General features: G+C 51.7%; 14 protein-coding genes and 1 pseudogene. All 15 read right to left on the reverse strand.

Going from position 1 to position 11,450, the window contains the following annotated elements:
- Positions 1-197: hypothetical protein (locus AC1DUA_RS07730; protein ID WP_477499176.1), on the reverse strand; the 197-nt coding region annotated here is incomplete at its 3' end.
- Positions 198-243: 46 nt separating this feature from the next.
- Positions 244-996 carry a YwmB family TATA-box binding protein gene (locus AC1DUA_RS07735; protein ID WP_477499177.1) on the reverse strand — a complete coding sequence of 251 codons (753 nt, stop codon included), beginning with the start codon at positions 994-996 and terminating at the stop codon, positions 244-246.
- Positions 997-1,081: 85 nt separating this feature from the next.
- The gene (locus AC1DUA_RS07740; protein ID WP_477499178.1) at positions 1,082-2,605 is read right to left on the reverse strand and encodes an amino acid permease; all 1,524 of its coding nucleotides are present in this window, start codon (positions 2,603-2,605) and stop codon (positions 1,082-1,084) included.
- Positions 2,606-2,650: 45 nt separating this feature from the next.
- A complete protein-coding gene (locus tag AC1DUA_RS07745) occupies positions 2,651-2,779 on the reverse strand; it encodes a hypothetical protein (RefSeq protein WP_477499179.1) in 129 nt (42 codons plus the stop codon).
- Between the two features lie 35 nt (positions 2,780-2,814).
- Positions 2,815-3,681, reverse strand: a complete 867-nt coding sequence (eutC, locus tag AC1DUA_RS07750; RefSeq protein WP_477499180.1) for an ethanolamine ammonia-lyase subunit EutC — start codon at positions 3,679-3,681, stop codon at positions 2,815-2,817.
- 13 nt (positions 3,682-3,694) lie between these two features.
- Complete coding sequence (locus AC1DUA_RS07755; protein ID WP_477499181.1) at positions 3,695-5,056, reverse strand: ethanolamine ammonia-lyase subunit EutB; 1,362 nt, start codon at positions 5,054-5,056, stop codon at positions 3,695-3,697.
- Positions 5,053-6,588 (reverse strand): ethanolamine ammonia-lyase reactivating factor EutA, encoded by a 1,536-nt coding sequence (locus tag AC1DUA_RS07760; RefSeq protein WP_477499182.1) that lies wholly within the window; start codon positions 6,586-6,588, stop codon positions 5,053-5,055. The genes AC1DUA_RS07755 and AC1DUA_RS07760 overlap by 4 nt, the downstream gene beginning before the upstream one ends.
- Positions 6,527-7,135, reverse strand: a complete 609-nt coding sequence (locus AC1DUA_RS07765) for an ANTAR domain-containing response regulator (protein ID WP_477499183.1) — start codon at positions 7,133-7,135, stop codon at positions 6,527-6,529. Before AC1DUA_RS07765 ends, AC1DUA_RS07760 begins: the two co-directional genes overlap by 62 nt.
- Positions 7,132-8,577 (reverse strand): sensor histidine kinase, encoded by a 1,446-nt coding sequence (locus AC1DUA_RS07770; protein WP_477499184.1) that lies wholly within the window; start codon positions 8,575-8,577, stop codon positions 7,132-7,134. The genes AC1DUA_RS07765 and AC1DUA_RS07770 overlap by 4 nt, the downstream gene beginning before the upstream one ends.
- Positions 8,578-8,626: 49 nt before the next feature.
- Positions 8,627-9,067 carry a EutP/PduV family microcompartment system protein gene (locus AC1DUA_RS07775; protein WP_477499185.1) on the reverse strand — a complete coding sequence of 147 codons (441 nt, stop codon included), beginning with the start codon at positions 9,065-9,067 and terminating at the stop codon, positions 8,627-8,629.
- A gap of 4 nt (positions 9,068-9,071) precedes the next feature.
- Positions 9,072-9,413, reverse strand: a complete 342-nt coding sequence (locus AC1DUA_RS07780; RefSeq protein ID WP_477499186.1) for a BMC domain-containing protein — start codon at positions 9,411-9,413, stop codon at positions 9,072-9,074.
- Positions 9,389-9,697, reverse strand: a complete 309-nt coding sequence (locus AC1DUA_RS07785) for a EutN/CcmL family microcompartment protein (protein WP_477499187.1) — start codon at positions 9,695-9,697, stop codon at positions 9,389-9,391. The genes AC1DUA_RS07780 and AC1DUA_RS07785 overlap by 25 nt, the downstream gene beginning before the upstream one ends.
- 6 nt (positions 9,698-9,703) lie before the next feature.
- Positions 9,704-10,567, reverse strand: coding sequence for a hypothetical protein (locus AC1DUA_RS07790; RefSeq protein WP_477499188.1), 864 nt, complete (start codon positions 10,565-10,567; stop codon positions 9,704-9,706).
- A complete protein-coding gene (gene pduL, locus AC1DUA_RS07795) occupies positions 10,568-11,341 on the reverse strand; it encodes a phosphate propanoyltransferase (RefSeq protein WP_477499189.1) in 774 nt (257 codons plus the stop codon). It lies immediately after the preceding gene.
- 3 nt (positions 11,342-11,344) lie between these two features.
- Positions 11,345-11,450: pseudogene (locus AC1DUA_RS07800) on the reverse strand (ethanolamine utilization protein EutM); the annotation flags it as partial.

Here is an 11,450-nt window from a genome sequence, read left to right on the forward strand (position 1 = left end):
GTATAACTGTTGACGATCGCCGCGGCGAACGTTACCCGATTATTTCGAAAGAAATGGAATAGAATTCGAGCTTCCGGTGATTCATCATCATATTTGGGAAAGTTGAAGAAATCATCGTCTTCCCATCCCTCCCGTCGCAAGCTTTCAATAGACTCGGCAATAACACCTGGGATAATTGGTTTCATAATCGTTGACATATCCCCACTCCTTGTAGTTATTTTCAGTACATATATGTATGAAGAACTAATACTCCATTGTGATAATCGGTGTGCCTGCTGTCAGCCGCCATTGGCCTGTCGTTGATTCCTGATGCAGAGCAAGCTGCAGATTCACCGTTTGATTGCCGCTTTGAATTGAAGTTTGAAACTCATCAGAAGCCAAAGACAAGCTAATTGTCTTTAAATCGCTGTAACTCTCTACCGTTTTGGCTTTAAAAGCTTGCGCTACCGCTTGAGCCAGCTCATTGGCACTACTTTTCCCAGACAGCACCTGCTCGTTAACATAGCCTTGCACCATTACATTCCATTGCCCTTGGATGCCTAATTTCTTTAATTGATCGCCAGCTTGCTCCTGCCAATTCATAAGCTCAGATTGATCTGCTTGTTCGGATGCATCTAATTTCAGGACGGTGTAACAGCCGTTAGAGCCAGCTGGGCTTGCAACCGTTAATGTAGCGACCGTGCCGGGAGCAATCTCGATGCTCGCTGTATACACCGCATGAGAGTTGGACTCGCTCAAGCGATCCTCTTGCGGGATTTCGAAGGCTAGAGAAAGCTTCTTGCCGGTTTGCAGTATTTTGAGCTCGCTACCAGCGCACGTTCCGTAATAGCCCGTATATTTGAAAGTTATATGCTGCTCATTCATCATGTATGGTTTCACAGTGTTCAAGAGTTGAAGCGCTTCTTGCCCGCTGCGAGCATCTGCATGACGTACCCAGCCAAAAATAATACCGATAATAGAAAGTGCAATAATGGCGTTAACCCAACTTTTCTGCATATAAAAAGGCACCTCTTCACTAGAATCTTCAACTCTAGTAAAAGGATGCCCAAATCTATCAAATGCTAAACCAATAGACAGAAGCCTATTCTAACTCTTTTTCCCGGCGCAAAATCTCCTCCATAGACTTGTTAAGGGCAGCCTGYGGGCCAAGGAAGTGCTTGTTATAGTAGGACAAATCCATAATAACCAGGAGAATGAGCATTCCCGCTACGGCGTAACCAGCCATTTGGTTCGGAGGGATGACCATGATGACACAAATAAAGAGAATCCAGAGCAGCGCGACAATCGAGATCACATTGCTGTATTTTCCGAGATTCCAAGGCCCGAGATGCTTATCTTGAAATCTTCCATCGGCTTTGGCCCGAAGCTTTAAGTAAATGGGAATGCCATAGGCAACATAAAGACCTACAACACTAACTGCCGTTAGGAACGCTATCGTCGTATACGTGGCATCCGGGTTCACCATTTTGATGAGATAGTCAATAAAAGCAAGCAGGAAGGACAGGATGATGGCCAGCCAGATGGCTTTGGCCGGGGTCCGGTATTTTTTTGAAATTTGCGCCCATTGCGTGCTTAGTGGCATCCCTTTGTCCCTCGAGAAAGCATACATCATGCGGGAAAAAGAGGTGATGGACGCAAGTCCGCAGAACCACATCGCAGCGGTGACTAGCCACAATATGACCGAACCGAACGTACCGCCAAGCGCTTGACTGATGACATAAATGAACGCATTGCTCGAACCAGCAGCCGCACTGGCATCCTTGATAGACAAGGTGACAAAAGCAAGCATAATGAAACCAATGACAAATGAATACGCAACGGATGTAAAAATGCCCCAAGGAGCGCGCACACGCGGATTAATCGTTTCCTCTATGGTATGCGCCGAAGCGTCATAGCCCGTAAACGTCCACTGTGCCTGCAAAAGTCCGATCAGAAAGGCAAACATGTAAGGTTTATCAGAAAAGGTTTCGCCTACTTTGAACAAGTACGAGACCGGGTTCAGGCTGCCTTTGGTGAAAAAGGCCAGAGACAGAACCAGCACCGCCACCACAGCGATGTGGTACCAGGCGGAGAAATCGTTGAGCTTCGCAACGATCCGAATGCCAATGTGGTTGAGGACCCCATGCGTAAGCAAAATAACCGAGAAGCAAATCAACACGGTTGTATTGCTCGATTCATAACCGAAGACGCTCGCGATTAGAGGATCAGCGAAGAGCGCGACGGAATAATCGATGCCGGCGACGATGCCGATTTGGCCAATGAGATTAATCCAGGCGGTGTACCAGCCCCAGCGTTTGTTTTTCAGGATTGCAGCCCAATGGTACAAGGCGCCTGCTGTTGGAATGGCCGAAGCCAGCTCAGCCATAACCGCCGCAACACACATCACGAAAAACGCGACGATCGGCCAGCCGAAGCCCATCATGCCCGCTCCGCCATAGGTTAATCCGTGACCATATAAAGATACAGCGCCCGTCAGAATGGAAATGATGGAGAATGAGATCGCGAAGTTAGAAAATCCGCCCATACTGCGCAGCAGCTCTTGGGCATACCCGAACTTGTTCAAATCACTTTTGTCTTTGTCATGATGATTGGAAGATAAGCTCATCTTTACTCCTCCTCATCCATTCATTACGATTTGTACAGCCAAGTCTCATTTCCCCAAGAAGCTTTCATGCTTGCTTTCATCGAATTCCCGAATACTCTTGTTCGCGATGCTAACGATCCACCCCGCAAACAAACACGTGATCACAACAATTACGATGCCAATCGCCAGTCCCATTCCGCCCCACCTCCTTCACCGAATGACTTGCTTTATCAGATTTCAAGGTTAATGCCGCTCGTCTTTTGTTCGAGCATTTTTTGCACGATGGTGCCGATATGCGCGCCGCCCTCCAACGGTGGTGTACCCCTGCGATGAATATTGGATATGACCGTGCGATCGCTCTCTACCGTGCCTTTTCGCGGTTTGTAACAGATGTAGGCACTTAACGATTTGGACGAAACAAGCCCAGGCCGTTCTCCGATCAAAAGCACGATCACATCCGGCTGCAAGATTTCGCCAATGTGATCCATCACGGCAACCCGCCCGCCTCGCACAAAAAACGGAGTACCTGTGGATAACTTATATGCACTTAGCGAGTCAAGAAGCGCAGGATACACATCGGCTAGATTAGCATCTACGGCATTGGCGCTAAGCCCATCAGACACAACRATCTGCACCTGTGGATGCATTTTGCATTTTTGCTGAATGAGGGCGATTCCCACTTCAGTGACAATACGTCCCATGTCGGGACGTTTTAGGTAGTTCTCTGTATTCTCATAACGCGTTTCCACACCAAATAAGCCGAATTGATCCAAAAGCGCTTGACTCGCTTCGCCATAGATGGAATCGACTGCTGCTGCATGGTCACGGCGGAATTTCAGTACCTCTTTGGTCAGCGCCCTCGTGCCCGTCCGCCAAACGCCAATTCGCGAAGGTGTGCTCGATAGCAGCTCGTTCATCCCTTCCTCCCATTTGGGGTTCGGCACAAACGAGTGCGGCTCTTCCTCTACCGGAGCAGGGAGATCTGGATGATCGGACGACGGGGGTTCCTCCCCTTTTGAACCAGTAACGGACAGCTTCTTCTCTAGCTCTGCCATCACCAGATCAACCAGCGCATCGATGGGGACAGGGTTGTTCATCGTTTCACCTCTTTCACATAAATAGACTCGGGTCTCCCGCAAGCGGTGTTAGTCGGCCGTTTTCCATAATGCCCATTCGAACTAGCCATTGTTCAAAAGCCGGAGCTGGCCGCAGTCTCATTAATTCCCGCAAGGTAGCGATATCGTGRTAACTGGTCGACTGATAGTTGAGCATGCAGTCGTCAGCCATGGCTACTCCGATCAAATAGTTGACGCCTGCGGCGGAAAGCAGCACAGCCAAATTGTCCATATCATTCTGATCCGCCTTCATATGGTTGGTATAGCAAACATCCACCCCCATCGGCAGCCCCTGCAGCTTGCCCATGAAATGGTCCTCGAGCCCGGCGCGAATAACCTGTTTGCTGTCATATAAATACTCAGGTCCAATGAAACCAACCACCGTATTAACGATAAACGGCTTATATTTTCGGGCAAGCCCATAACAGCGCGACTCCAGCGTGACCTGATCGATCCCGTGATGCGCTTCAGCGGACAACTCGGAGCCTTGGCCCGTTTCGAAATACCACAGATTCGGTCCCGTCCCGGTGCCCTCCCGCGTGATAAGCTCATCAGCTTCATCCAGCAGAGCGACATCGATGCCAAAAGCTTTATTGCCGTCTTCCGTGCCCGCCAAGCTTTGGAACACCATGTCTGCCGGGGCGCCCTGACGAATAGCGCGCATCTGGGTTTTGATATGGGCCAAGACGCAGTTCTGCGTAGGAATCTGCCATTTCTCCATGACCTCTTTGGTCATCTGCAAAATATGCTTCACGCTATCCGCCGAATCTATCACGGGATTGATGCCAATCACCGCATCGCCGATCCCGTAGCTTAAAGCTTCAAAAAGCGCCGCTTTAATGCCCTGAATATTGTCCGTAGGGTGATTGGGCTGAGCCCTCCCGGAGAGCACGCCTTTTTGACCGATGGTGATGTTGCAATGGCTCGTGACTTCCATCTTGGAGGCGGCCTGCACCAGATCCAGATTCGTCATCATTTTGGCGGCGGCGGCGACCATCTCACTCGTTAAACCTCGGGAAAGCCGGCGGATTTCTTGATTCCCTGTCTCCTGCCGCAGCAAATACTCCCGCAGCTCCGCCACCGTCCAATTCCGTACCTCGGAATAGAGCTTCTCATTCAAAGCATCCTCGATGATTCGTGAAACTTCATCGGTTTCCGGAGGCAGCACAGGGTGGTTGCGAATATCCGCAAGCGTCAGATCGGCGAGCACCTCTTTGGCGGCGACTCTTTCCTTCGCATCCTGCGCGGAAATACCGGCCAGCTGGTCACCTGACTTCTCCTCGTTAGCTTTGGCCATTACTTCTTTCAAATCCTTGAATTGAAAAGTCGTGCCGAGCAGCGTCGTTTTTAAATTCACAGGCGACTTTCCTCCCCTCTGCCCTTAGCTTGGAAGGCTAATGTTTTGATGACTACGGGAATCATGATGCCGGAAATCGGCTCGCCTAAATCGATATAATCCCCGTGTTCTACACGGATCTGATCGATGCAAATGACTTTCGGACGCTGAGCGCAGCGTCTCGTGAGGGACTGGCCAAGCGCCTTGGCGATATCCGTTTCACAAATGACGACCATAGCTTCGCTATGAGGAAAATGATGCATAAAATTGACATACAACTGATCAGCTATGTATTGAAGGGATGGATAGGTTAAGTGGCGCGTCCCTGACAAAGCGAGTCCAAACGGAGGCGAGCGATCAAGAGCAAATAAGCTTGCACCATTTCGCATGAGCGTATCGAATTGTTCTGCAAGCCCGCCATCTTGGATCAGCAGCTGCGGCGATAGTTCAAGCTTCAACACAGGCAGATTGCGGATCGGCAGCAAGGAAGCATCCAGATGCACCGTAGCACCGCTGATCTCCGTGCTCTGCATCCCAGCGCCGATGACGGTCGCTCTGACCGTCTGATCCGCTTGGATCTGGCGAGCAGGGTACCCAGCGGCCAGTTCTTTCCAGGCATGAGCGAGCAGCAGGCCGATATCTTGGTACACGGCAGCGTCCGCCAAGCTGCGAGGCGGCATGGTCTCTGCCATCAGTTGACCTATGCCGCCGGAGACCATCCACTCTTCTATAGAAGGGATGGCGGCTAGCGGAGGTCCAATCATTAGAGCCGCTAGCTCCGCGCATGCATCGCGGCCGCTTAAATAGTCCATGATGCAGCGGCACATGGCCATGCAGATCTCGTTCAGCTGCAGCAGGCTCAGCCTGTCGCCCGGCTGAACGGAGTAGCCGGCCTTCTGCAGCCAAGGGCGTATCGACGGCGATACCTCCAGGATCGTGCCGGTCACATCGATCCGGATCAGCCTGCCGCCGACATGAAAGGCCACCGTGCCGAGCAGCTTGCCTCGATGAAAAATCGCCGCATTCGCCGTCCCGCCGCCGATATCGATGTTGGCAACAGCGCCTCGCAGCTGCAAAGAGCGCTGCTCTGCACCGGCGCCTTTGCCGGCGAGCAGCCCTTCGAGATCAGCACCGGCTGTCGCGACGACGAAATCGCCCGCTCGTTCTGCGAGCAAGTGCAGGATGTGCTGCGCGTTGGTTTTGTTCGCCGTCTCGCCGGTAATGATGACGGCGCCGGATTTGATATCCGCTGGCCGGATGCCGGCCTGCTCGTACTCCTGAGCCACGATGGCCCAAATGCGCTCCGCGTGGATCTCATCGCTGCTGAGAAGCGGAGTGCTGTAGATCGGGCTTGCGTACAGCAGCTCCCGCTCCGCAATCTGGAAGCGCGGCAGGCTGAGCATGCCAGAGGAGCGCACGATTTTCAGCCGGGAAATCACCATCTTCGTCGTGCTTGTTCCGATATCGAGGCCGGCACTCGTAATCCACTGGTCATCCATGCGTCCGCTCACCTGCACCTGCCAAGACTTCTGCCCCATCCCGCAGGATGTCATCCGCCAGCTTCGAGAGTGGGATACGAGTTGCCATGCTCACTTCGCGCATCTTGGCATAGGCCTTCTCCTCACTCCAAGTGTGCTTTTGCATGACGAGGCCTTTGGCTTTTTCGATGCTTTTGCGCTCTTCGATGGATTGCTTCAGAAGCTTGATATCCTGCTTAAGCGAGTCCATCTTCTCCTTCTGGCTCAAAGCAATCTCGACAGCCGGCAGCAAATCTTCCTCCGACACCGGTTTGACCAGGAAAGCGGCCACCCCCGCCTCGCGTGCATCCTTCACGAGCTCCTTCTGACTGTAAGCAGTCAGGAGCAGTACCGATGTATCCTGCTGCAGCTTGCGGATAATATGAGACGCCTTGATGCCATTCATGACGGGCATTTTAATATCCATAATGGCCAAATCTGGCTTCAGACGAGCTATAAGCTGTATCGCTTCCTCGCCATTCTTGGCTTCACCTGCGACGAAGTAGCCGCCCTCCTCCAGCATTTCACGGATATCCATGCGGATGATCGGATCATCATCGACGACGACGATGGCATTTCTCATGGCATTTCGTCCTCCTTTGGCTGCATTTTAGCTATCGGAAATGTAAGCTGCACTTCGGTCCCGCGCTCATCCGTCATGATATCAAGAACGCCGCCTAGATTTTCTTCCACTAGTGTCTCTGTGATTTTCAGGCCCAAATGACCTTTGCGCTCAGAATGATTCGCTGCTTTGAAGCCGATGCCGTTGTCCGACACCCGAACCCGAGCGAAGCTGTCTTGGTGCTGCAGAGAAACTTCAATATGTCCAGTTCGCCTCTCTCCGAAAGCATGCAGGACGCAGTTCTGCACAAGTTCATTAACAACAAGCGCAAGCGTCGTGGCGGCATCGGACTGTAAAATGAGCTCATCCCCGGAAATAATCGGGACAATTGTCTGATCCGGTTTGGACGAAGAGGAAATGATGTTCTTGATGATACGGTCCACGACCTCATTAAAATGGATGGTCTCCAGTCCTTCAAACGCGAGCATTTCATGAATAACAGCTATCGAATTAATGCGGTTAATGCTATCGCGATACACCCTCACGACCTCTTCGTGTTTCGTTCTTCGCATCTGCAGGCGGAGCAAGCTGGATACGGTTTGCAAATTATTTTTCACACGATGATGTATCTCTTTGATGACGGCCGATTTGATGATCAGCTGCTTCTCCTTCTCTTTCATATCCGAAATATCGCGCAGCAAAATAATCCCGCCAACCTCCCGCTGCTCCCGGTAAATGGACATGGCCTTGAGTTCAAAGGTCACAGAACCGATCTGCAGCTCCTGCTGGATGAGGCCTGAGCGGCCAAGCACCGTCAATTTCCCATAAAACAACTGAGTTATTGAGGAAGCATTAGCTGCCTCAGTCTTGTGACCGATTTCCTTCAGCATGTCGAGCGCGCGTGGATTAGTATAGGTGACATGCTCCTTGTCATCAAAAACAATAACGCCCTCATGCATCAGTGACTGCATGCTGCCCTGCGACATGGCCACGCTAAGCAGCGTTTCGCTCAACTGTTCCGTTGTCTCCATTAATCGGGTCACATTCTTCTCCTGCTCAAGCTTCTCGGAAATGTCCTTCTCCATAATGAGTGCGCCGATAACTTGGCCGCTTTGGGACCGAATCGGCACGACATTTTGCTGGATGGCAATCTGCTCCTGCGAAATGCCCCGTGAGCCGATTACGGATTGGCCGGAAAGCAGACAGAACATGACGGCGGGCTCATTTTGGACAAAAGCGTACTGCCCAACGACTGACGTTTTGTACAGAGAGGAGCCTCTGGAGGGATGCGCCTCTGCCACGACGAGCGCCGTACCTTTGTCAGGGAGCGGACAGTCTATGAAGACGTCAGACTCTGATACATCGGCAAATAGTTGAAGGTGATCCGCCATCTCTTGAATGGTTTGGACTTCTTCCTTGCTCAAAAGCGTAAACTTGCTGCACAATTSCATAATGGACGCCATGGTGTAATCCCTCTTCACTTTAGGATCAGGAGCGTACGATCACGCAGGATCAAGAGCGTACGATTTGCATAAGCTTATCTTTTAGTTGGGTGATACCATCGTTCGATGCAGCTGACGTTAAAAAAATTTCCCCTTCCGGCAGCGCCTGCCTCAGAAGTTGGATGGCATAATCGATATCTGCCTGCATGTGATCGATTTTGGTGACAGCCCCTAAAGCTGGTACAGCGAAACCTTGTTCAAATCCAGGGGGGAAATAGTTCCTGTCCCGCGTTGCATCCTGAACCAGCAGCACAGCTGCAGCCTCGTGCGAGGTCGCCATTAACGAGCGATAATATAGCGGGTTCTCGCTGTACTCGCCAGGAGTATCGATCACCCAGTCTCGGTAGATGAGACTTTGCGTTTTGGATGCGGGCTGAGACTCCCCGAATAAGGCTTTGATCAGCGTTGATTTGCCTGCACCCACGGCACCGATGATCATCACTTTTTTCATAGGCTTATGACCTCGTGATCGGTGCCGTCGAGAATTTCAACTTCTCCAGTAAAAACACATTCACAGCGGCAATTGCCATCTCCACAGCAGCTACTTCTCCTGTGAGCACCAACGAGCCTGTGAATCGATCCAAATAACCGATGCCTACGTCGGCTGCTTTGGTCGCAATGTCCGCAGCGATAATGGCCGTCTCGGTTGGGGTGAGCGTAAGAATCCCAATTGCACTGCGATCCTCAATGCCGAGCTTCGTATACAAAACCGGATCTGGATTGGCAATGACATGAGCCAGTGTTAGCTGCTTACCAGGGACGTATTCCTGAATCACTCTCTGTTTCTGCTCTTCCATGCTTCCTCCTCGGCTTCCTTCGTGACCTCGAAGCTATCTATTATGCCGACGATCATCGCATCGATGGGCACCATTTTATCCTTGAACAAGGTTCTGGCTGGACTCCCTCTGGAGACGATCACATTCTCGCCAACACCTGCTCCAATGCGGTCTGCGGCGATAATCGGCGTGCCCGCTTCACCGCCTTTGAAATCCATCGGCTGGATCACGAGCAGCTTTAAGTTGTCCATGCCTGTTTCCTTTTGCGTAGCCCATACACTGCCAATGACTTTACCGTAAAACATAGGACCTCACCTTTCGGCCATATATTCGATTGTGATGCCTCTATCTTTCAGCATGTCGTGCGCTAGTGCGGAAATGATTGTTTTCTTGCCAATTTGCAGCGAGCGGAAGGAATGATTTCGGAGCTCCCGTGTGACCCATTCTGCGGAGACCAGTTTTCCTTCGAAGACGAGGGCTGAGGATGCTGGCTCAGATGATGCAGGTATGTCAAACTCAACCTCAGCTTCTGCTTCTGCTTCAGCCCCAACCTTAACCGCACCCCCAACCCCAGCTTCAGGAGTTTTCGGATTTTGAAACCGGATTTTGCTCACGGCTTTTTCGGCAAGCAGCTTGGTTGGGGCGAACTCGACACCGTACATTTGAAGCTCCATTTTGTAATAATCAAAAAGATTGCGATATGGGGTGGGCAGTGTCAGCGTTTGGAGCGTGCGGCGGTCCGCCTTTTGTAGTCCTGAAATATCCTCACCGATGAGGACGAATTTATTTTGAACCAACGTAGAAAAAATGATCTCCGAGACGATCGTCCCTTTCATACCAAGGGCAGCTCTCGCAGCACTATCCAGATCGATTTCCGGGATCACGATGCCATCATACGCAAGCGGTACCTCAATGGGGGCTGGAGCGAACTCGTCAGAGGCAATTGTTTTGCCTCGACCGCCGCATTCTATCTTGTGCTTGCCAAGCCAGCAGGAGGCCTCGCCATCCAGGAACATAAGATCATGGTCAATGCCGTGAATATTTAATGCTATAAAATGATCGGTGAAAGCCTCATGCGTCATGCTGTCGTAGAACAGGTAGAGCACCTTCGGCCTTATTGCCTGCTGGTTTAAAATCTCACGAACGATCGCTTCGACCATTTGCTTGATCTCCACCTAACGCAGCCTCCTTTCGGCATTCGTCCTATTATCGTTCCTTTGGAGGATTTGAACCGTGTCACCCGTATGTAAGCAAGCCGCATTAGCCTCATCTCGATCAATGTGAAAATCCAGCGAAAACTGCGGGCTCACCCTCACCATCACATCGGCAAAAATAAGCGGGCGCTCGCCCATCGCTTGCACCAGAATGCGGTCCCCGTGGTTTAGGTGTAAGGACTGGGCTTCATCCGGGGAAGCGTGCACGTGATTCTTAGCGATAATCAGCCCTTGGGATAAAACAAGCGTTCCCACTGTGCCAACAAGGGTAATCCCTGGTGTGCCTGCAAGATCACCCGACAACCGAATCGGCGGATGAACGCCGAGCTCGAAACCGTCTGTGCGCGAGATTTCCACTTGTGTCTCGCCACGGGCGGGACCTAAGATGCGGACGTTAGGAAGGCTGCCGTGCGGACCTTTGAGTGTCACTGTTTCGTTGGCGGCGAATTGCCCCTTCTGGGACAGCTCGCGCAAAGGCGTCAGCTTGTAATCCTTGCCGAACAGCGCTTCGGTATGATGTGGTGCGAGGTGCACGTGCCGGTTGGAGACGCCAATAGGGATGAAGTTCAACGACGGAGTGCCTGACTTGTGTGCCACGCGCAGCAAAGGAATTCCACGCTCCTTCAGGAAATCTGCAGCGGCCGGGGTCAGCTTATCCCCCTCTGTAACCGGAAAAGGGTTCGCCAAACCTTTGATCAGCTGTGCGCGCAGATACGTTTCCGTAATCAGCGCCATATTTTACCCTTCAAGCTTAGGAAGAATGAACTCAATGTCGGAATGCGGGCGGGGGATTACATGCACCGAAACCAGCTCTCCCACTTTCTCCGCAGCTGCTGCTCCTGCA

The organism is Paenibacillus sp. 01T422 (assembly GCF_056398785.1).